At 69.4% G+C, this 20,478-nt stretch carries 18 protein-coding genes; 12 read left to right on the plus strand and 6 right to left on the minus strand.

The annotated features are described in order from the left end of the window. Positions 1 to 7: 7 nt before the first annotated feature. From ACFYXH_RS07830 to ACFYXH_RS07845, 4 genes are all read right to left on the minus strand, one after another. Positions 8 to 1,177 carry a serine hydrolase domain-containing protein gene (locus ACFYXH_RS07830; protein ID WP_389561215.1) on the minus strand — a complete coding sequence of 390 codons (1,170 nt, stop codon included), beginning with the start codon at positions 1,175 to 1,177 and terminating at the stop codon, positions 8 to 10. A 120-nt stretch (positions 1,178 to 1,297) separates the two neighbouring features. Next, the gene (locus ACFYXH_RS07835) at positions 1,298 to 1,768 is read right to left on the minus strand and encodes an NUDIX hydrolase (protein ID WP_389561216.1); all 471 of its coding nucleotides are present in this window, start codon (positions 1,766 to 1,768) and stop codon (positions 1,298 to 1,300) included. A gap of 92 nt (positions 1,769 to 1,860) precedes the next feature. Continuing rightward, positions 1,861 to 2,754, minus strand: a complete 894-nt coding sequence (locus tag ACFYXH_RS07840; RefSeq protein WP_389561217.1) for a pyridoxamine 5'-phosphate oxidase family protein — start codon at positions 2,752 to 2,754, stop codon at positions 1,861 to 1,863. Positions 2,755 to 2,768: 14 nt separating this feature from the next. Continuing rightward, positions 2,769 to 3,224: a VOC family protein gene (locus ACFYXH_RS07845; RefSeq protein ID WP_389561218.1), complete on the minus strand. Its 456-nt coding sequence runs from the start codon at positions 3,222 to 3,224 to the stop codon at positions 2,769 to 2,771. A 117-nt stretch (positions 3,225 to 3,341) separates the two neighbouring features. Here ACFYXH_RS07845 and ACFYXH_RS07850 point away from each other — a divergent pair, with 117 nt between their 5' ends. From ACFYXH_RS07850 to ACFYXH_RS07890, 9 genes are all read left to right on the plus strand, one after another. Beyond that, positions 3,342 to 3,887, plus strand: a complete 546-nt coding sequence (locus ACFYXH_RS07850; RefSeq protein ID WP_389561219.1) for a CGNR zinc finger domain-containing protein — start codon at positions 3,342 to 3,344, stop codon at positions 3,885 to 3,887. A gap of 290 nt (positions 3,888 to 4,177) precedes the next feature. After that, positions 4,178 to 7,504: a S8 family serine peptidase gene (locus ACFYXH_RS07855; RefSeq protein ID WP_389561220.1), complete on the plus strand. Its 3,327-nt coding sequence runs from the start codon at positions 4,178 to 4,180 to the stop codon at positions 7,502 to 7,504. Between the two features lie 183 nt (positions 7,505 to 7,687). After that, positions 7,688 to 8,716 carry an aspartate-semialdehyde dehydrogenase gene (locus tag ACFYXH_RS07860; protein ID WP_389561221.1) on the plus strand — a complete coding sequence of 343 codons (1,029 nt, stop codon included), beginning with the start codon at positions 7,688 to 7,690 and terminating at the stop codon, positions 8,714 to 8,716. A gap of 195 nt (positions 8,717 to 8,911) precedes the next feature. Further along, positions 8,912 to 11,500: an aminopeptidase N gene (gene pepN / locus ACFYXH_RS07865; protein ID WP_389561222.1), complete on the plus strand. Its 2,589-nt coding sequence runs from the start codon at positions 8,912 to 8,914 to the stop codon at positions 11,498 to 11,500. A gap of 188 nt (positions 11,501 to 11,688) precedes the next feature. Further along, entirely contained in the window at positions 11,689 to 13,119 is a 1,431-nt protein-coding gene (locus ACFYXH_RS07870; RefSeq protein ID WP_389561303.1) for a sensor histidine kinase, read from the plus strand. Further along, positions 13,116 to 13,532 (plus strand): roadblock/LC7 domain-containing protein, encoded by a 417-nt coding sequence (locus tag ACFYXH_RS07875; protein ID WP_385308777.1) that lies wholly within the window; start codon positions 13,116 to 13,118, stop codon positions 13,530 to 13,532. Before ACFYXH_RS07870 ends, ACFYXH_RS07875 begins: the two co-directional genes overlap by 4 nt. Beyond that, complete coding sequence (locus ACFYXH_RS07880; protein WP_362681158.1) at positions 13,529 to 13,888, plus strand: DUF742 domain-containing protein; 360 nt, start codon at positions 13,529 to 13,531, stop codon at positions 13,886 to 13,888. The genes ACFYXH_RS07875 and ACFYXH_RS07880 overlap by 4 nt, the downstream gene beginning before the upstream one ends. Then, entirely contained in the window at positions 13,869 to 14,489 is a 621-nt protein-coding gene (locus tag ACFYXH_RS07885) for an ATP/GTP-binding protein (RefSeq protein WP_389561223.1), read from the plus strand. The genes ACFYXH_RS07880 and ACFYXH_RS07885 overlap by 20 nt, the downstream gene beginning before the upstream one ends. 265 nt (positions 14,490 to 14,754) lie before the next feature. After that, entirely contained in the window at positions 14,755 to 15,852 is a 1,098-nt protein-coding gene (locus ACFYXH_RS07890; RefSeq protein WP_389561224.1) for a selina-4(15),7(11)-diene synthase, read from the plus strand. 38 nt (positions 15,853 to 15,890) lie between these two features. Here the strand turns inward: ACFYXH_RS07890 and ACFYXH_RS07895 are convergent, their stop codons facing one another. After that, entirely contained in the window at positions 15,891 to 16,805 is a 915-nt protein-coding gene (locus ACFYXH_RS07895) for a LysR family transcriptional regulator (protein WP_389561225.1), read from the minus strand. Between ACFYXH_RS07895 and ACFYXH_RS07900 the strand changes: the two genes are divergently transcribed. The 3 genes from ACFYXH_RS07900 to ACFYXH_RS07910 all read left to right on the plus strand — a co-directional run bounded on the left by ACFYXH_RS07900 (position 16,804) and on the right by ACFYXH_RS07910 (position 19,898). Then, complete coding sequence (locus ACFYXH_RS07900; protein WP_389561226.1) at positions 16,804 to 17,028, plus strand: hypothetical protein; 225 nt, start codon at positions 16,804 to 16,806, stop codon at positions 17,026 to 17,028. The genes ACFYXH_RS07895 and ACFYXH_RS07900 overlap by 2 nt on opposite strands. 349 nt (positions 17,029 to 17,377) lie before the next feature. Then, positions 17,378 to 18,457 (plus strand): ice-binding family protein, encoded by a 1,080-nt coding sequence (locus ACFYXH_RS07905; RefSeq protein WP_389561227.1) that lies wholly within the window; start codon positions 17,378 to 17,380, stop codon positions 18,455 to 18,457. 259 nt (positions 18,458 to 18,716) lie between these two features. Further along, positions 18,717 to 19,898, plus strand: coding sequence for an ice-binding family protein (locus ACFYXH_RS07910; protein ID WP_389561228.1), 1,182 nt, complete (start codon positions 18,717 to 18,719; stop codon positions 19,896 to 19,898). Positions 19,899 to 20,017: 119 nt separating this feature from the next. Here ACFYXH_RS07910 and ACFYXH_RS07915 read toward each other — a convergent pair whose 3' ends face one another. Further along, on the minus strand, positions 20,018 to 20,455 hold the full coding sequence (locus ACFYXH_RS07915) for a hypothetical protein (RefSeq protein ID WP_389561229.1): 438 nt from the start codon (positions 20,453 to 20,455) through the stop codon (positions 20,018 to 20,020). Between the last annotated feature and the right edge of the window lie 23 nt (positions 20,456 to 20,478).

Here is a 20,478-nt window from a genome sequence, read left to right on the forward strand (position 1 = left end):
AACCTCGTCAGCCACAGAACTCCGCCTCGACGACCGCCTCGCTGTCCCCCGCCCAGTCGCCGTTGAAGTTCAGCGCCAGCGAGTGGCTCCCGTCCCGGGTGATGAGCGCCTCGGACGCGGAACCGTGAATTCCGCCTCCGTGGCCCCAGACCTCGGTGCCACAGCTCGTCGTGTGCCGCATCAGGCCGAGACCGTAGCGGTTGTACGGCTCCTTCGGGTCCGTCGGGACGGTCGTGGTCATCTCCCGCAGTTGCCGCTTCGGCAGCAACTCGCCCTTCAGCAACGCCCGGTAGAAACGTTGCAGATCGGCGGAGTCGGAGACCATCTCGCCCGCCGACCCGGCGGCCGACGGATTCAGTTCGGTCACGTCATGGATCTTCGCCTTCGGGTCCTCGGACAGCTTCGAATAGGCCCGACCGCTGGGGCGCGGCATCCGGGCCTCGGTCCCTGGCACGGAGGTGGCGCGCAGCTGGAGCGGACGCAGGATCCGGCGCTCGATCTCGGATCCGTACGGACGTCCCGTCGCCCGTTCGACGACCATTCCGGCGAGGATGAAGTTGGTGTTGGAGTACTTCCAGGCCGTGCCGGGGGTGAACTCGGGTCGGTGGCCCATCGCGAGCCCCACCAGCTGCCGCGGCGTCCATGTGTCGTAGCGGTGCTGGAAGAAGCCGTCGCCGAAGACCTTCTCCAGGAAGCCCGGGTCGTCTGTGTAGTTGTAGATCCCGCTGGTGTGGTTGAGAAGTTGTCTCAGAGTGATCCTGCGCCCGTCGTGGCCGTTGCCGCGCACCACACCGGGGAGCCACTGCTCCACGGTGTCGTCCAGGCTCAGTCTGCCTTCGGCCTCCAGCTGAAGCACGACCGTGGCGACGAAGGTCTTGGTGATGGACCCGACGCGGAAGCGGTCCTGCGGCAGACGCTCGCGCCCGGTCCGCAGGTTCGCCACGCCGGCCGTGCCGCTCCAGGTGCCGTCGCTGTCGCGCGCCTGGGCGACGACTCCGGGCACTCCGTCGCGGACGGCGGCCTCGATCGCCCGCTGGGTGCTGCGGTGGGTCCCGCCTGTCTCGTCCGTCCCGCTGTCCGCGGCGGCGGGGTTCACCAGGGCGGCAGCGGCCAGGGCCGCCACCGCCACCGCTCCCGTCAACGCCGCTCGGACCGTACGTACCGTACGCAATGACATGCCAGTCCCCTGTCTTCCGCTGCGCTTCCACTGCTCTTCGACCGCTTTACGGCTGCGGTCGGCTGAGGGGACTCGGCCGGAGCGTGCGGCGTTGCCCGGGGTGGAAGAGTTGAGCGGCTATCAGCCTTTTCCGGCGATCCGGCCCACCGGGGGCCGCGAACGCCACAACGCAAGTCCGATGTCGACAAGTTCGACCCGCTCCAGACCTGTCACCGCGTCCAGCGGATGCCACGCGGCGAGGTCCGTGGACCCGTCCGTCTCATGGCGCAGCTCCCCGCCGGCGATCCGGCCCTCGTAGACGATGCGCAACCCCTGGAAGTCGGCGAACGCACCGAGCTTGCGCGGGTACTGGCGGCGGATGGTGTCGATGCCGAGCAGCGCGGTCATTTCGGACGCGTACCCCGTCTCCTCCTCGACCTCGCGGACGACCGTCTCGAGCGGGTCCTCCCCGTGGTCCATGCCGCCGCCGGGCAGCGTCCACTTCTTGACGCCGTCGCGGGCCACCCAGCGGGCGAGCAGGATCTGTTCCTCCCGTACGCACACGGCGTAGGCCGCAACTCGCAACTCCCTGTTCCGCAACTGCCTGTTCATGCGGTGAGGGTAGAGGTACGGACGCCGACGGACTTCGGACGGGCAGGTTTCGGACGGGCGGGTCGCAGGCGGGCGGGTTTCAGACGGGCGGGTCAGACGGGCGGATTGGCGGGCGAGTACTCGGGGGCGGACCAGCGCAGCGGGCTGGCCGCCTCGGTCTCGACGACCTGTTCGACGGTGAACCGGGTGGTGCGGCCCGCATCGGAGTAGTCGGTGTGCGCGGTACCGGCGAGCTGGAGCGTGGTGCCGGTGCTCCAGTCGAGGAAGAGCAGCCCGGCGCGGGGGTCCCTCTCGAGGTTGCCCAGCGTCAGGAACATCGCATTGCCCGGATAGTCCTGCCAGCTCAGCGTCGTGGGCGAGGTGACCTGCACAAAGCCGGGGTTGCCACCGCGATGGCTGGCGTCGACGCCTTCCGGCGTGCCGGTGGCGATGAAGAAGGTGTCGGCGGCGCGAACGAACTCCTCCTGGTCAGAGGTGAGGTGTCCGCCGCGCCGGACGTCGCCGGCCAGGTCCCCCCCGTCCGGACCGGCTGCGTACAGCTCCCGCTTCTGCAGATACTTCGGGCAGTTGGCGAAGACCCGCTCGGCCTCGATCGCAAGGCCGCGCGCAGACGGGCGGGCCGTACCGTCCAGCCGCATCCGGCGACGGGTGCGCGGGTCGAGTGCGATCGTGCCGACGGACAGGGGGCCCGCGGCGAGGGCGCCGGCGAGTGGGTCGCCCTGGTGGACGCCGCCGGCGACCGAGATGGAGTGCGCCCCCGTGGCCCGTACGAAACCGGGCGGGCCGGTGAGCAGCGAGGCCCACATCCGGCCCGCCGCGTCCGCCGCGCCGAGCACCAGCATGGGCTGGAGGCCCAGGAAGGCGGCGGCGACCGGCTTGATGCCGTCGCCGATGGAGCGGCCTACGTGCGCGGCCTGGTCGGATACGCCGACGCGCCGCTGCACGGCGAGCGAACCATGGTGGTACGGCTCCTGGTACGAGTCCACGGTGGCCAACTCCCTTAGAAGAAACCGCAGGTGGGCGCCGCCGCGGTCGGTACGGGAGCGCCCTCGGCGCCCGAGGGCGCGTAGATCTCGAGACGGGTGCCGTCCGGGTCGTGGAAGAAGATCCCGCCGGAGGCCGCGCCCTCACCGTGGGCGACCACGCCCTCGTGGGCGAAGTCGACGCCGAGCGTCTTCAGCCGCGCCTCCGCCGCGCGGACCTGCTCGATGGATTCGGCCTCGAAGGCGAGGTGGTGCAGCCCGGCGAGCGCGGGCGCGTACGCCCCGTCCGCCTGCTGCCAGAGCGTGAGGACGAGCTGCCCGTCCCGGCCGAGGAAGGCGAAGCGGCGGCCTTCGTCCCTGCCCTGCCCGAGTACGTCGAAGCCGAGGGCATCCCCGTAGAAGGGGAGCGAACGGTCGAGATCGGTGACATTGAGGCCGATATGGCCGGTACGCAGAGCGCTGGTCGCCGTCATGGCACACCTTCCGGAAGTCGATATGAGCTAACCACTTAATTCGACTTTAGAGGTTAGAATCGAGCGGGTCAACCGGTCACGTACTCTTGAAGGGTTAGCTACGGGAGGAGCCCAGGGATGCCCGCCATGTCCGATCCGCGGCCGCTCACCGGCGAGCCGGTCTCCCTCGACCTGCTCAACACCCGGTGGATGCGGGACGGCGTACGCCAGGACCTGCTGACCGGGGTCGACGGGCTGCGCATCTGGCTTACGGCCAACGGCCTCGCGGAACGGTTCACCGCGGACGCCGCCACCCTGGAGCGGACGGTGACTGCCCGCGACGCGCTCGCCGCCCTCGTCGACAGCCCCGGCGACCCGGCCGCGGCCGCCCGCGTCGACGAGGTGCTCGGCCATGGGCGCATCCGCGCCAAACTCACCGCGGACGGTCCCGGCGAGGAGGCGGAATTCGCGGACCCGGCCTGGGGTCCCGGCTGGACCGCCGCTCGCGGCCATCTCGATCTGCTGCGCACCGCGCCCGACCGGATCCGCGGCTGCGCACATGAGGCGTGCATCCTGCACTTCTTCGACACGTCACGGAACGGCACGCGCCGCTGGTGCTCCATGGCGGTGTGCGGCAACCGCGCGAAGGCATCGCGGCACTACGCCCGCACCCACGAGGACTGAGGCCGCCGCCCGCGGGTCCCGGCGGCAGGTCCCGGCGGCAGGTCCCGGCCGAGTGCCCTGACCACGGGTACCGGCCGCAGGTCCCGCCCGCAGGTTCCAACCCCGCGTCCCCACCACGGGTCCCGGCCGGAGAAGCACCCAATTGTCCTGCATGGCGTATCCGCCGCAGTGGCGGATCTGCGCCATGACCGAGTCCCGTCTCTGCCAACCCTCCACAAACCCCTGTCACTTACGAAAGGCTGAGCGGTCATCCGGCACCGAATTCCGGACCCTACCTTTCACATACAGGGATGCTGATGACCCCCGAATCCCAGAGCTCCATTCCAGGGCGCTCCGTACCAGGTCACAGACGCGTGGCCCGTATAGCGGCCGCCGCGTCGCTCGTGACCGCACTGATCGCCGCGGGCGCCGCACCTGCCTTCTCGGCCGCGCCTGCCGACGATCCGGCCGGCACCTCCGGTGTCAAGGCCAAGTCCTCCTCCGACAAGCTCGGTTCGGCCGACGCCGAACTTCTCGCCGAGGCCGAGGCCAAGGGCGAGAAGAGCGTCACCGTGATGGTCGCCACCGCACCCGGCGCGACCGAGCAGGTCGTCGGGCAGCTGGACGCCGTCCAGGGCGCCGTCGTGGGCAGGACGTTCGACCAGCTCGGTTACGTACGGGCCACCCTTCCCACCGCCAAGGCGGAGGCCGCGCTGAAGGCGGCCGCCAAGCTCTCCAGCGTCCACGGCATCGACCTCAAGCACGAGGTCAAGCTGGACGACCCGACCCCGGCGGCAGACGCCACCAAGGCCGCGGGCACCGCGGCTACGCAGGCCGGTACGTACCCGGCGCCCGGCAAGGGCACCCCGGCGAAGAACCCGTACAACCCGTCCTTCGAGACGGGCGCGGTGGACTTCGTCAAGGAGCACCCCAAGGCCGACGGCCGCGGCGTGACCATCGGCATCCTCGACTCCGGTGTCGACCTCGGCCACCCGGCGCTGCAGAAGACCACCACCGGCGAGCGCAAGATCGTCGACTGGGTGACCGCGACCGACCCGGTGGCCGACGGCGACGCCACGTGGCGCCGGATGTCCCTCGATGTGAGTGGCCCGACGTTCGCCGTCAACGGCCGTACGTACTCCGCCCCGGCGGGCGCGTACAAGTTCAGCCTCTTCTCCGAGGCCGCCACCAAGGGTGGCGACATGGCCGGTGACCTCAACCGGGACGGCGACACGACCGACGTCTGGGGCGTGCTGTACGACCCGGGCACCCGCACCGCCACGGTCGACCTCGACAACGACGGGAACTTCTCGAACGACACCGTGATGAAGCCGTACAAGAACGGCTTCCAGATCGGCTACTTCGGCAAGGACAACCCGGCGACCGACGTCGTCGAGCGGATCCCGTTCGTCATCGAGGTCCGCAAGGACGTCGTCTACAACGCCGCGGGCGCCAAGGCCGACTACGTCAACATCGGCGTCATCGAGTCCGAGCACGGCACGCACGTCGCCGGCATCACCGCCGCCAACAGCCTCTTCGGCGGCAAGATGAACGGCGCCGCCCCCGGCGCCAAGCTGGTCTCCTCGCGCGCCTGCACCTGGAGCGGCGGCTGCACCAACGTCGCGCTCACCGAGGGCATGGCCGACCTGGTCATCAACCGCGGCGTGGACATCATCAACATGTCCATCGGCGGTCTGCCCGCGCTGAACGACGGCAACAACGCCCGCGCGGAGCTCTACACCCGCCTCATCGACACCTACGGCGTCCAGCTGGTCATCTCGGCCGGCAACGAGGGTCCGGGCACCAACACCATCGGCGACCCGGGCCTCGCCGACAAGGTCATCTCCGTCGGCGCCGCCATCTCCAAGGAGACCTGGGCCGCCAACTACGGCTCCGCGGTGACGAAGAAGTACGCCATGCTCCCCTTCTCCTCGCGCGGACCGCGTGAGGACGGCGGCTTCGCGCCGATCATCACCGCGCCCGGTGCCTCCATCAACACCACCCAGACCTGGCTGCCCGGCAGCCCGGTCACGGAGGCGGGCTACCAGCTCCCGGCCGGCTACTCCATGCTGCAGGGCACCTCGATGTCCTCGCCGCAGGCCGCGGGCGCGAGCGCACTGCTGCTCTCGGCCGCAAAGCAGCGGCACATCGAGCTGACCCCGGCGAAGCTGCGCACGGCGCTGACCAGCACCGCGCACCGTATCCCCGGAGTGCAGGCGCATGAGCAGGGCTCCGGCCTGATCAACATCGTGGACGCATGGGACGCCATCGAGGACGGCGCCACCGCCCATGAGTACAGCGTCAAGGCCCCGGTCGACACCGCGATCGACTTCGCGCTGAAGACCCCCGGCTTCGGCACCGGTCTCTACGACCGCGAGGGCGGCCTGAAGGCCGGCCAGAAGAAGTCCTACGACGTCGTCATCACGCGGACGACCGGCCCGGACCGCCCCGTGCGGCACGAACTGGACTGGAAGTACAACGACGGCACCTTCGACCTGCCCGGAAGCGGCGCGGTCACGCTGCCGCTGAACACCCCGGTCACCGTCAAGGTCGAGGCCAGGCCCAAGGCGGCCGGTCTGCACAGCGCGATCCTGGAGGCGGACGACCCGCGTACCGAGGGCGTGGACAAGCAGATCATGGCGACCGTGGTCGTCTCCAAGGAGCTCGCGAAGCCTGCGTACACCTTCTCGGCGTCCGGCTCGGTGCAGCGCAACAGCCACAAGTCGTACTTCATCACGGTGCCCGAGGGCGCGAAGAACCTCGAGGTCGCGCTCGGCGGTCTGGCCGCGAACAGCCAGACCCGGTTCATCGGCATCCACCCGTACGGCGTGGGAGTCGAGGACAGCTCGACGATCTTCTGCTACCCCAATTACAACAATCCGGCGAACACCTGCCGTCCGGACTTGCGCTCGTACCCCGAGCCGACCCCGGGCGTCTGGGAGATCGAGGTCGAGTCGCGGCGTACGTCTCCGCTGCTCGACAACCCGTACAAGCTGGACGTCAGCCTGCTTGGCGCGTCCTTCGACCCGGCCGTCAAGACGCTCCCCGAGGCGAAGGCCGGTACGCCGGCCCCTGTCGAGTGGAAGGTCACCAACGGCTTCGCCGCGATCGACGGCAAGCTCGCGGGCGGTTCGCTGGGCTCGGCCAAGGTCGCCCGTCCGTCCATCAAGAACGGTGAGTCGCAGGAGTCGACCGTCACCATCGGTGAGGGCGTCGAGCGTCTCGATGTCGCCATCGGCGGGGTCTCCGACACCGGCGCCGACCTGGACCTGACCGTCCTGCTGAACGGTGTCCAGGTCGGACAGTCGGCGGACGGCGACTCGGAGGAGGCGGTGAGCCTGCTCAAGCCGGCCGCCGGCACCTACACCATCGTGGTCGACGGCTACTCCGTCCCGGCCGGGACCACCGAGTACAACTACCGCGATGTGTTCTTCTCGCCCTCGCTCGGCTCGGTCAAGGTCGACTCGGCGAAGCCGGTCAAGCTCGCCAATGGAGCGTCGGCGCAGGTCAGCGCCGAGGTTCTGGTGGGCGGCCCGGCTCCCGAGGGACGTCAGTTCTTCGGCGAGGTGCAGCTGCTGAATGCCCACGGCACGTCCGCGGGCGCCGGCAGCGTGGTGATCGAGAAGGTCACTCCGTAACGGTGTGATGTGACGGCGCGAGCCGTACGACGGCGGGGCGGGCGCTCTTCGGAGCACCCGCCCCGTCGGCATGTCCTGTCTCACACATCCCGAAGCCCGGACAATGGATTGGACAAGAGGACCCAGGTCATACGCATCATGGGCAGGCTGCCCGCGTCGTACGCACAGACAGAAGGAGTCACCGTGAGGGTCGGAATCGTCGGAGCCACCGGTCAGGTCGGCGGAGTCATGCGCAAGATCCTCGCCGAGCGAAAGTTCCCGATCGACGAGCTTCGTCTGTTCGCCTCCGCCCGGTCGGCCGGATCCACCCTCGAGTGGGAGGGCCAGGAGATCACCGTCGAGGACGCGACCGCCGCCGACTACTCCGGTCTGGACATCGTGCTCTTCTCGGCCGGTGGCGCGACCTCCAAGGCGCTCGCCGAGAAGGTCGCCTCGCAGGGCGCCGTCGTGATCGACAACTCCTCGGCCTGGCGCCGTGACCCCCAGGTGCCGCTGGTCGTCTCCGAGGTCAACGCGCACGCGATCAAGAACCGGCCCAAGGGCATCATCGCCAACCCGAACTGCACGACGATGGCAGCGATGCCGGTGCTGCGCCCGCTGCACGAGGAGGCCGGTCTCAGCGCGATGGTCGCCACCACCTACCAGGCCGTGTCCGGCTCGGGTCTGGCCGGTGTCGCCGAGCTGCACGCGCAGGCCTGCCAGGTCTCCGAGGCCGCCGACCAGCTGACCTTCGACGGCGGCGCGGTCGACTTCCCCGAGCCCGGCGTCTACAAGCGCCCCATCGCCTTCAACGTCCTGCCGCTGGCGGGCAACCTCGTCGACGACGGCTCCTTCGAGACCGACGAGGAGCAGAAGCTCCGCAACGAGTCCCGCAAGATCCTGGAGATCCCCGAGCTCAAGGTCTCCGGCACCTGTGTGCGCGTCCCGGTCTTCTCCGGCCACTCGCTGCAGGTCAACGCCCGCTTCGAGCGCCCGATCAGCGTGGAGCGCGCGTACGAGCTGCTGAAGGACGCCCCCGGCGTCGAGCTCTCCGAGATCCCGACCCCGCTCCAGGCGGCCGGCAAGGACGCCTCGTACGTGGGCCGCATCCGCAACGACGAGACCGTGGAGAACGGCCTCGCGCTGTTCCTCTCCAACGACAACCTCCGCAAGGGCGCGGCGCTGAACGCGGTGCAGATCGCGGAGCTGGTCGCGGCGGAGCTGCGCGCGTAGCGGTCGTGTCCTCAATCGCCGGCGGGGCTGAATCTTTCAGCCCCGCCGGCGATTGAGGCGCGGAGTCCGGGGCGGGGCCCCGGCTCCGCCGCACTGCGCCGAACCGCGCCCCACGGCACCCGCATTAAGGCGGGCAGCCGCACCTCGCCCCGTGGAAGGATGGCCACAAACGTCACGAACCGAGGAGATGACAGCGTGCCTGGCACGAATCTGACCCGCGAAGAGGCGCAACAGCGGGCCCGCCTGCTGACCGTCGACTCGTACGAGATCGACCTCGACCTGAGCTCGGCGCAGGAGGACGGCACCTTCCGGTCCGTGACCACCGTGCGCTTCGAGTCCGCCGAGGACGGTGCGGAGACCTTCATCGACCTGGTCGCCCCGGCCGTCCACCAGGTCGTACTGAACGGCAAGGCGCTGGATGTCGCCGCCGTTTTCCGGGACTCGCGGATCGCGCTGCCGCATCTGTACGCGGGCCCGAACGAGCTGACGGTGGTCGCGGACTGCGGGTACACCAACACCGGTGAAGGGCTGCACCGCTTCGTCGACCCGGTGGACCAGCAGACATACCTCTACACGCAGTTCGAGGTGCCGGACGCGCGCCGCGTCTTCGCCTCGTTCGAGCAGCCGGACCTGAAGGCGACGTTCCAGTTCACCGTGAAGGCCCCCGAGGGCTGGACGGTCGTCTCGAACTCCCCGCTGCAGCAGGCGGAGGGGGCGGAGCCCAAGGACAATGTCTGGCGCTTCGAGCCGACGCCGCGGATCTCCACGTACATCACGGCGCTGATCGTCGGTCCGTACCACTCGGTCCACAGCAGCTACGAGAAGGACGGCCAGTCCGTTCCGCTCGGTGTGTACTGCCGCCCCTCGCTCGCCGAGTTCCTGGACTCCGACGCGATCTTCGAAGTCACGCGGCAGGGCTTCGACTGGTTCCAGGAGAAGTTCGACTACGCCTACCCCTTCGCAAAGTACGACCAGCTCTTCGTGCCGGAGTTCAACGCGGGCGCGATGGAGAACGCGGGCGCGGTGACCATCCGCGACCAGTACATCTTCCGCTCGAAGGTGACGGACGCGGCGTACGAGGTGCGTGCGGAGACGATCCTGCACGAGCTGGCCCACATGTGGTTCGGTGACCTGGTCACCATGGAGTGGTGGAACGACCTGTGGCTGAACGAGTCGTTCGCGACGTACACCTCGATCGCCTGCCAGGCGTACGCGCCGGGCTCGAAGTGGCCGCACGCCTGGACGACGTTCGCGAACTCCATGAAGACCTGGGCGTACCGGCAGGACCAGCTGCCGTCGACCCACCCGATCATGGCCGAAATCCGCGACCTCGACGACGTTCTCGTGAACTTCGACGGCATCACGTACGCCAAGGGCGCGTCGGTGCTGAAGCAGCTCGTCGCGTACGTCGGCATGGACGAGTTCTTCCAGGGTGTCCAGGCGTACTTCAAGGCGCACGCGTACGGCAACACCCAGCTGTCCGATCTGCTGGGCGCGCTGGAGGAGACCTCCGGCCGTGATCTGAAGACCTGGTCGCAGCAGTGGCTGCAGACGGCGGGCATCAACATCCTGCGCCCGGAGATCGAGATCTCCGAGGAGGGGTACGTCACGTCCTTCTCCGTACGCCAGGAGGCACCGGCCCTGCCCGCAGGCGCGAAGGGCGAGCCGACCCTGCGCCCGCACCGGATCGCGATCGGCTGCTACGACCTCGACGAGAACGGCAAGCTGGTCCGTACGAACCGGATCGAGCTGGACGTGGACGGCGAGCGCACGGATGTGCCGTTCCCGCAGAACACCCGCCGTCCCGCGGTGATCCTGCTCAACGACGACGACCTTACGTATGCAAAGGTCCGGCTCGACGAGGAGTCGCTGCGGGTCGTGACCGAGCACCTCGGTGACTTCACCGAGTCGCTGCCGCGGGCGCTGTGCTGGGCCTCCGCCTGGGACATGACGCGCGACGGCGAGCTGGCCGCGCGGGACTATCTGTCCCTGGTCCTCTCCGGCATCGGCAAGGAGTCGGACATCGGCGTCGTGCAGTCGCTGCACCGCCAGGTGAAGCTGGCGATCGATCTGTACGCGGCACCGCAGTGGCGCGAGACGGGTCTGACGCAGTGGACCGAGGCGACGCTGGCGCATCTGCGCGCGGCCGAACCGGGCAGCGACCACCAGCTGGCCTGGGCCCGCGCCTTCGCCGCGACCGCGCGGACGCCGCAGCAGCTCGACCTGCTGCAGGCGCTGCTCGACGGCACGGAGTCCATCGAGGGCCTGGCCGTGGACACCGAGCTGCGGTGGGCGTTCGTGGAGCGGCTTGCGGCGGTCGGAGTGCTCGACGAGGAGGAGATCGCGGCGGAGTACGAGCGGGACAAGACGGCGGCGGGCGAGCGCCACGCGACCACGGCGCGCGCAGCCCGGCCGACGGCGGAGGCGAAGGCGGAGGCCTGGGCCTCGGTCGTCGAGTCCGACAAGCTGCCGAACGCCATTCAGGAGGCGGTCATCGCGGGCTTCGTCCAGACCGATCAGCGCGAGCTGCTCGCCCCGTACACGGAGAAGTTCTTCGCGGCGGTCAAGGGCGTGTGGGAGTCCCGCAGCCATGAGATCGCCCAGCAGATCGCGGTCGGGCTGTACCCCTCGCTCCAGGTCTCGCAGGACACGCTGGACGCGACGGACGCCTGGCTGGACTCGGCGGAGCCGAATGCGGCGCTGCGGCGGCTGATTTCGGAATCGCGCGCGGGTGTCGAACGGGCACTGAAGGCGCAGGCGGTGGACGCCGCGGCTGCGCAGTAGTAGCCGCTGCCGTTGCCGTAACAGCACAGAAGGGGCGCCCCGGTCCGTACGGACCGGGGCGCCCTCGTGTTTCCAGGGCGCGAACTTCCCGCCAATTTAGTGACCCCCCGTCAACCTCCGTTCTCCGACGCCGATATGCTCCGTGCCCGTCGTCATATGATCTTTCTCGTTCGATTCTGAGGATGCTGATGGTTCGACAGGGAACGTCGACCGGAAATCCGCGGCCCCTGGCCAGCTTCGGGTGGCTGCTACCCGTCGCCGTGACCGTTGCGGCCGCGGCCGCAGCCGTCTCCCTGGTTTCCGCGTCGGCCCGCACCACCGTGCTCTGGATCGGTGTCGCGGCGGTCGTCGCGGTCGCCGTCGCCTGCGCCGAGGCCGCACGCCGCGGCAGGGTGATCGAGGAGCTCCACGGCAGACTCGCGGAGCGGGAGGCTGCGCTCTCGCGGCAGCAGGCCGAGACCTCACGCCTCGCCGGCGAGCTGCTGCCCCAGGTGGTGGAGCAGCTGCGCAAGGGCGAGTTCCCCGAGGACGTACTGGACGCGCTCGACGCACCGGTCGAGCACCGGGCGGTGCTGCGCTCGGTGCTCGACGCCGTCGTCGCCGAGGAGGACCTGCGTGAGTCCGCGCAGCGCGCCTTCGTGAACATCGCCCGTCGAGTTCAGGCCATCGTGCACCAACAGGCCCAGGAACTCCGTGAGATGGAGGACCGGCACGGCAAGGCTCCGGACGTCTTCGGCGATCTGCTCCGCATCGACCACGGCACCGCGCTGATCGGCCGGCTCGCCGACTCGATCGCCGTACTCGGCGGCGCGCGGCCCGGCCGCCAATGGAGCAAGGCCGTACCGCTCTACAGCGTGATGCGCGGCGCGATGTCGCGGATCATCGACTACCAGCGGGTGGAGCTGCACTCGGTCTCCGAGGTCGCCGTCGTCGGCACCGCCGTCGAGCCGCTGATCCACGCGCTCGCCGAGCTGCTCGACAACGCCACCCGCTACTCGCCGCCGCAGACCAGGGTCCATCTCACCGCCGTCGATGTGCAGTCGGGCATCGCCATCGAGATCGAGGACGGCGGCGTGAGCATGAGCGAGGAGGCCCGCAAGCGGGCCGAGCGCATGCTCCGCCAGGCCCAGCAGGGCATCGACGTCAACGACCTGGGCGAGACCCCCCGCCTCGGCCTCGCCGTGGTCGGCCGACTGGCGCAGGTGTACGGCTTCCAGGTCTCGCTGCGCTCCTCGGCGTACGGCGGTGTGCGCGCCGTCCTCGTCGTCCCGCAGGAACTGATCACCACGGCCGCTTCGGCGACCGGCCTCGCGCACGGCATCGGCACCGCCTCCGGCCCCCGCCCGGCCGACCGGCCCCTCGAGGAGCGGCTGCCCAGGCCGGTCACCGGACCCATGACAGCAGACGACGAGGTCCCGATCGTGACCGAACGGACCATGACAGGTCTGCCGCAGCGGCGCCGCAAGGCCCGCGTCACCGCACCGGCCGCCGCCGACACCGCCGCCGCACCCGAGCCGGAGCACTCACCCCCGGTACAGCCGGGCATGTGGCTGTCCGCCTTCCAGAGCGGGCTGTCCGGTGAGCCCACCCAGACGAGCAAGGGGAACACGCAGCCATGATTCAGCAGCAGTCCAACCAGACCAACATGGACTGGATGCTCAAGGACCTGGCCGAGGGTGTACCCCAGACCAGGAACGTGGTCGTGCTGTCCGCGGACGGACTGCGCATGGCCCAGTACGGGGCGGACACCGACACCGCCGACCGGCTGGCGGCCGCGTGCGCCGGACTGCAGAGCCTTGCGGGTGCCGTCGCGAGCGAACTCCCGCACAGCAACGGGCAGATGCATCTCGTCGTCATCGAGATGAACGGCGGTTTCTTCTACCTGATGGCGGCCGGCTCGGGTGCCTATCTCGCCGTGCTGGCCGACGAGGGTGTCGACGCCGGGCTGATGGGCCACCGGATGCGCGATCTGGTGCTACGGATCGGAGAGCATCTCAGCACGCCGCCGCGGCACGAGGGACAGACCGCGTGAGCAACCCGGGCGGGGACTGGGAAGAGAGCAGTCCCGAGCGGCTCTACGTCATCACCGGCGGCCGCAGCGGCTCCTCCGCGCCCACCACTCTCGACCTGGTCACGCTGATCGTCGCCAGGTCGGGCCCCCGGCCCGGTGTCCAGCCCGAGCACGCAGCGATCATCCGGCTCTGCCAGGCGCCGCTTTCGGTGGCCGAGCTCTCCGCGTATCTGAGCCTTCCGGTGAGTGTTGTCACCGTGCTGCTCAGCGATCTGCTGGCCGACAACCAGGTGATTGCCCGCGCACCGGTCCAGGCCGCCCAACTCCCCGACCGCGCTTTGATTGAGGCAGTGATCGATGGACTTCAGAAGCTCTGAGCAGGCCGTGGGGCCGCGGAGCGAGGACGTGCTGCCCGAGACGGCCACCGCCGCCGTCAAGGTGGTCATCGTGGGCGGCTTCGGCGTCGGCAAGACGACCCTGGTCGGCTCGGTGAGCGAGATCAGACCGCTGACGACCGAGGAGACCATGACCCAGGCCGGGGTCGGGGTCGACGACATCCAGGGCGTGGAGCGCAAGACCTCGACGACCGTCGCCATGGACTTCGGCCGCATCAGCATCAACGAGGAACTGGTGCTGTATCTCTTCGGCACCCCGGGTCAGGAGCGCTTCTGGTTCCTGTGGCGCGGCCTGTTCGAGGGCGCGCTGGGCGCGGTCGTGCTGGTCGACACCCGGCGGCTCGAGGTGAGCTTCGACGTCATCGGGCGGCTGGAGGAGCGCGGTGTGCCCTTCGTGGTCGCCGTCAACTCCTTCCCCGATGCGCCGGGTTACTCCCTCGACGATGTGCGTGGCGCCCTCGATCTGCCGGCGGAGGTACCGGTCATCGGCTGTGACGCGCGCGAGCGCGCCTCCAGCCGCGACGTGCTGGTGACGCTGATGCGCTATCTGCAGTCCCTCGCCGCGCAGCCGGAGGCGTCGTAACCACGCCGGAGGCCGGACTCACACCGCCTCCGGGCTGAGCTGCCACGGCAGGGCCCCGGGGTGCCCTGTCCGCAGCTCCTGGTGGAGGTCGCTGTTCCGTTCCAGCCAACAATGTCGACGACGCTGCCTGATAGCTGGGGGATTGTCCTGTTGGATCAGCCATCACTGCTCAGTACGATGCGTGATAGTTGATCACTAAGGGGTGCCCGTGGCGCGTGTTACGACAGTGACAACGCGTCGCACCCGGCATGGAGGGTAGGCAGACGTGACGCCTGAGCTGGCAGTTCCGCCGATCTTCTCTCCCATCCCACCGGCGATCCATCCGCGCCATGCGGATATAGACGTACAGACAGCGGCCTGGGCGGAAACGTTTCGCATAGGGTCCGACGAGCTGCGCGGCAAACTCGTCGTGCAGGACATCGGCACCTTCTCCGCCCGGATCCTGCCGGAGGGCCGAGAGGAAGTCGTCTCCCTCCTCGCGGACTTCGTTCTCTGGCTCTTCGGCGTGGACGACGGGCACTGCGAGGAGGGCGAACTCGGCCGACGGCCGGGCGATCTGGCAGGACTGCTGCACCGGCTGCTGCGTATCGCGCAGAACCCGGAAGCCCCCATGCTGCTGGACGACCCGCTGGCCGCCGGGCTGCGGGACCTGCGGCTCAGGGTCAGCCGGTACGGCACAGCGGGACAGACGGCCCGCTGGGTGGACGCACTGCGGGAGTACTTCTTCTCGGTGGTGTGGGAGGCGTCCCACCGCCGCGCCGGCACAGTGCCCGATCTGAACGACTACACCCTGATGCGGCTGTACGACGGCGCGACGTCGGTGGTGCTGCCCCTGCTGGAGATGGGGCACGGCTACGAGCTCCAGCCGCACGAGCGGGACCGTACAACGGTGCGCGCCGCGGCCGAAATGGCGTCGTTCATCATCACCTGGGACAACGACATCTTCTCGTACCACAAGGAGCGGAGCGGGCCGGGCTACTTCCTCAACGTCCTGCGGGTGCTGGAGCAGGAGAACGGGCTCAGCATCCACCAGGCCCTGACCACGGCGATCGCCCAGCGGGACCGGGTGATGTGCCTCTTCATGCGCCTGAGCGACTATGTGTCGGAGCAGGGCAGCCCGCAGCTGCGCCAGTATCTGCAGACCCTCGCGTCCTTCATACGCGGCGCGCAGGACTGGGGCATCAGCTCCGTGCGGTACACCACGCCGGACGACCCGGCCGGCATCCCCACGGTGTTCCGCGACACCCCCACCGACGACAGCCCCGAGCCGCTGGACATCCCGGCGATCGCATGGTGGTGGGACCTCCTGCCGTGCGGCGCCACTTCGCCCGGCCGGTACCGACCGGTCCAGCGAACCTCCTAGCTTCCGGGAGGGCGGGGCCACCGCCAAAGCCGTCCCGCTCACCCCACCCGCGCCGCCGCGACCTCCCGCAGCGCACCCAGCACCCGCCCCACCCCCGGCGCCTCCTCCGCCCCCCGCCGTACCGCCGCCACCACATGCCTGCGCGGCTGGTCCGCGCTCAGGACCCGCATCACCACGCCCGTGCGCCCGCCCCGTTCCACCGCCGCCATCCGCGGAACCAGCGCGACGCCCATCTCCGCCTCCACCATCGCGAGGATCGCGGTCCAGCCCGCCGCCGAGTGCGCCTGTTCCGGTACGAAACCCGCCGCCTCGCACGCCGCAAGGGTGATCTCCGACCACGGCCCGCTGCCCCCGAAGATCCACCGCTCGCCCGACAGATCGGCCAGCCGCAGCCCCGCCTCCGCCGCCAGCGGATGCCCGGCCGGCAGGGCCACGTCCAGCGGGTCGGCCAGCAGCGGCACACGGCTGAACCTCGGGTCGCGGGCCGTCGGCGCGTGCGCCGCCAGCGACAGCGCCAGGTCCACTTCTCCGTTGGACAGCAGCTCGTACGCCTCCGCCGCCTCCGCCTCCCTGACCCGTACCTCCAGCGCCGGGTGCGCCGCACGCAGCTGCCGCACCGCCGGAACCACCAGCGCGGGCACGGCCGTCGAGAACGCTCCCACCCGCACCTCCCCCGCCTCGCCCCGCAGATACCCGGTCAACTCCGCGTCCGCCCGCTCCAGTTGAGCGAAGACAGCCGCCGCGTGACGCAGCACCAGATGCGCCGCGTCGGTGAGCCTGACCCGCCGCCCATGCGCCTCGAGCAGCGGTACGCCGAGTTGCTTGGCCAGGTTGGAGAGCTGCTGGGACACGGCCGACGGGGTCATCAGCAGCGCTTCGGCCGTGGCGGTCACGGTCCCCCGCTCGCTCAGCGTGCGGAGGATCTGCAGCTTCTTGATGTCCCACTCGGTCATGCCCGCAACCTATCCGGCAGCATCCGAAGCCATCCGGTGCTGTCCGGCACCATCCGGCGCACTGAAGGTACCGAGGAAGCACGTCGAAACGATCACCGTCGGCGGCGACGGCGAGGAGCAGGAGCAGGAGCAGGAGCAGGAGCAGGAGCAGGAGCAGGAGCAGCGTGCCGTACGACTGGGTGTGCCTGGGCCGGCAACCAGCGATCCCGTGCCGCGACGCTGACACCGGAACGGGAACGGGCCAACTGGGTGAGGCTGTTTCATCGCCGTGTCGACCAGCGCGTTCCCCCCGTCTGATCACTCAAGGGGTGCGAGTACGAGCACCGTGACTGCCGCGCGGGGACGGCGGGGCGCGACTCACCCACGTACACGAGGGTTCAAAGTGGAATCCCCCCAGGTGCCCGGCTGTTGATGGCGGGTCATGAACCCCTTCCCCGATCCGCCCGGCCAATCAGGTCTATCTCTCCCGCGATTGATGTTTGCGAATGTTTTGAGAGTGTATGCCCGTCTTTGTGTGGGACTGTGACTGTCGAAAGTCTCGCTTGACATAGACCAAGACGGAAGAAGCATCCATGGTGACCACTGGCCTCACGGGCCCCTTCCGCAGGATTGCCGCCCGATTCCGGCTGGCCCCGGCCCTGACCCTGTGTGCGACCACTGCCCTGATCGGTGTAGCCGCGCCGCCGAGCGCGAGCGCAGTCACGCCACCGAGCGCGAGCGCGAGAGCGGCCACGTCGCCGGTATCGCTGGCCACCGCCGGAAACTTCGCGGTTCTCGCCGCGTCGACGGTCACGAACACCGGTCCCACCACGGTCAACGGCGACCTCGGACTGAGCCCGGGCACATCGGTCACCGGCTTTCCTCCCGGGCAGGTGAACGGGACCCAGCACGTGGCCGACGCTGTCGCACTGCAGGCCAAGAACGACCTGACCGCCGCGTACAACGACGCGGAGGGGCGCCCGGCCACGGCCACCGTCCCGGTGGAACTCGGCGGAACCACCAAGACCCCCGGCGTGTACCAAACTTCCGCCGGCACGCTCGGAATCACCGGAGAGCTGACCCTCGACGCTCAGGGCGACCCGAACGCCGTCTTCATCTTCAAGGCTGCATCCACCCTCACCACAGCGTCCGGAAGCAGCGTGAACCTCGTCAACGGCGCGCGGGCATGCAACGTCTTCTGGCAGGTCGGAAGCTCCGCGACGCTCGGAACCAACTCCACCCTCCGGGGAAACGTCCTGGCCCTCGCCTCGATCACCGTCACGACCGGGGTGACAGTGGACGGCCGGACACTGGCCCGCAACGCCGCGGTCACGCTGGACAGTGACACGATCACCCGCCCGAACTGCGACCAAGCGCCTGTCACCACCACAACCACCACCAGCCTGGCCTCTTCGGCCAACCCCGCGCCGGTGAGTCAGACGGTCACTTTCACCGCCGCAGTGGCGGCCGGTTCCGGTACGGCCATCCCCAATGGCCTCGTGGTGTTCATGGACAGGTCACAGCTCATCGCCGTAGTCCCCCTCGACAGCACCGGGCACGCAGTCTTCACAACCAACCTGGCCGTCGGCCTTCACCTGATCCAGGCCGCCTACCTGGGTGCGGACGGGTTCGCCGGCAGCACCTCACCTACGATCTACCAGCTCATCCAATAGAGCTGAACCACCGTCGGCCTCCGCGCACCGATGCTGTGCGCGGAGGCAGGCCGGCGGTCAGACGGGTGGCCGTGGAGTACGTGCTGGGGCCCGCCCGGCGAGGCAGCCCAGGGCGCCGAATGAGAACCCCGGCGTCGCCCGTCGGCGGCCCGGATCCAGGTGTCTCGGTTGTCCAAGGTCCGGTGTCAAGACGGCTGGTGAGCCCCGTGAATATCCCTCCAGCCCTTAAGTTCAATGACGACAAGAAGGGGCCGCTCCTGTGGCAGTGGATGCCATCCTGTCCACGACCCCGGACAGCGGGCATAGACGCACTCGACTCAAGAGAATCCTCGTCCTGCTCCCCGGATTGGCCTGGCTGGCGGCGGCCGTTCTGGGCCCGAGCCCCTCGTACGCCGCAGAAGCACCCGTGACGCTGGGGACCGCTACCAGTTACGCGGTGCTGGCCGGTTCAACGGTCACCAGTACGGGCGCCGGCGTCATCAACGGCGACCTGGGGCTGAGCCCCGGCACTTCGGTGACCGGCTTTCCGCCCGGACACGTCAACGGGGCGCAGCATGTCGCCGACGCCGCCGCCGTCCAAGCGAAGTCCGACCTGACCACCGCCTACAACGACGCGGCCGGCCGGACACCCACCACCAACCTCACCTCACCGGGCGATATCGGCGGAACGACACTGACGCCGGGCGTCCACAGGGCCGCGTCGTCACTGAACATCACCGGGACCGTCACGCTCGACGCCCAGGGCGACCCCAACGCCGTCTTCGTCTTCCAGATCGGCTCGACCCTGATCACGGCGCCGGGGAGCCATGTCGGCCTCGCAGGCGGAGCACAGGCTTGTAACGTCTTCTGGCAGGTGGGGAGCTCCGCCACCATCGACACCACTTCCGTCTTCAAAGGCAACGTCCTGGCCCTGACGGCCATCACGGTGAACACCAACGCGGTGATCGAGGGCCGGGTCCTGGCGCAGAATGCCGCGGTCACGCTGGACACCAACACCATCACGACGGCGAACTGCACCGGCCCGCAACTGTCGATCACGACACCGGCGGCGGGGCACCTCGGCAGCGGGGCACCCGACGGAACGATCACCGGGCAACTGGGACCGGTGACGGTCGACGCCAGCGGTGTGGACTCCTGGACGGCCACCGTCTCCGTGACGAACTGCACCACGGGTGGCGCCTCACCTGCCGAGACCATCCCGAAGAGCCGTCTCGCCTACTGGTCGGGACCGGCCACCGCGAAGACCGGCACCGGTACCGCCACCCCGGGGCAGGCCATAGCGGCGCAAGCACAGAGCCTGAGCACCCCCCGCACGGCGTTCAGCCTGCAGTCGGGTACCGCTGTCACCTCTGTGGCCTGGACTCCGACTCTGATCGTCTCGGTGCCCGCCTTTGCCGTGGCAGGCAGCTACACCGCAACTGTGACGCACTCCGTCGCGTAGTGGTGGTTCCCGCAAGAAGGAGCCCTCCATCGTGCCGAGAGCACGCCCGGCCTACCCGCCGGGATTCCGTCGCCAGATGGTGGAGCTGGTCCGGGCCGGTGGCACCCGAAGGAGCCGGGTCAGGCCACCGAATGTGTCACAGTGCCTTGGTAGGTGCCGGCTATGGCGGGTGCGGGCACATGAACGTCCAGGGTGGGGTCCCAGGCGACAGAGTTGCTGCCGGAACCACTCGGGTGTCTGAACGCGACGCGAGAGTTCGCGAGGGTTCCCAGGGGGCCGGGAATGAAGGGGCCGTTGACCGGATCAATTGCCGCTCCAGGGTCGTAGTCGACGCCCCCTCGGGAGATGGTTTCGTCGGACCGGCCTCCGCCGGTGGTGAAGTCCTGGCTCAAGGTGACGGTGGCTATCCACTCGGCATCGGGCGCGGCCCGCTCGTCGATTACCCGAACCTCGCCGAGGTGACCCGAGGCAGTGCCGCCCGGAGCTGCACTGGACAACACGGCCGCAGTGGGCGCTGTGATGTTCAAACTCCCTGGGGCGACCACCTCGAACACCACCCGGGTATCTGTGCTGTCGTCAA

Source organism: Streptomyces sp. NPDC002730 (genome assembly GCF_042888805.1).
GTDB lineage: Bacteria > Actinomycetota > Actinomycetes > Streptomycetales > Streptomycetaceae > Streptomyces.

Excerpts from the sequence above, each read along its gene's own strand:
- ACFYXH_RS07830 (WP_389561215.1), bottom strand. The coding sequence starts at position 1,177 with ATGTCATTGCGTACGGTACGTACGGTCCGAGCGGCGTTGACGGGAGCG.
- ACFYXH_RS07835 (WP_389561216.1), bottom strand. The coding sequence starts at position 1,768 with ATGAACAGGCAGTTGCGGAACAGGGAGTTGCGAGTTGCGGCCTACGCC.
- ACFYXH_RS07845 (WP_389561218.1), bottom strand. The coding sequence starts at position 3,224 with ATGACGGCGACCAGCGCTCTGCGTACCGGCCATATCGGCCTCAATGTC.
- ACFYXH_RS07850 (WP_389561219.1), top strand. The coding sequence starts at position 3,342 with ATGCCCGCCATGTCCGATCCGCGGCCGCTCACCGGCGAGCCGGTCTCC.
- ACFYXH_RS07855 (WP_389561220.1), top strand. The coding sequence starts at position 4,178 with ATGCTGATGACCCCCGAATCCCAGAGCTCCATTCCAGGGCGCTCCGTA.
- ACFYXH_RS07870 (WP_389561303.1), top strand. The coding sequence starts at position 11,689 with ATGGTTCGACAGGGAACGTCGACCGGAAATCCGCGGCCCCTGGCCAGC.
- ACFYXH_RS07875 (WP_385308777.1), top strand. The coding sequence starts at position 13,116 with ATGATTCAGCAGCAGTCCAACCAGACCAACATGGACTGGATGCTCAAG.
- ACFYXH_RS07885 (WP_389561223.1), top strand. The coding sequence starts at position 13,869 with ATGGACTTCAGAAGCTCTGAGCAGGCCGTGGGGCCGCGGAGCGAGGAC.
- ACFYXH_RS07900 (WP_389561226.1), top strand. The coding sequence starts at position 16,804 with ATGCCCGCAACCTATCCGGCAGCATCCGAAGCCATCCGGTGCTGTCCG.
- ACFYXH_RS07895 (WP_389561225.1), bottom strand. The coding sequence starts at position 16,805 with ATGACCGAGTGGGACATCAAGAAGCTGCAGATCCTCCGCACGCTGAGC.
- ACFYXH_RS07905 (WP_389561227.1), top strand. The coding sequence starts at position 17,378 with ATGGTGACCACTGGCCTCACGGGCCCCTTCCGCAGGATTGCCGCCCGA.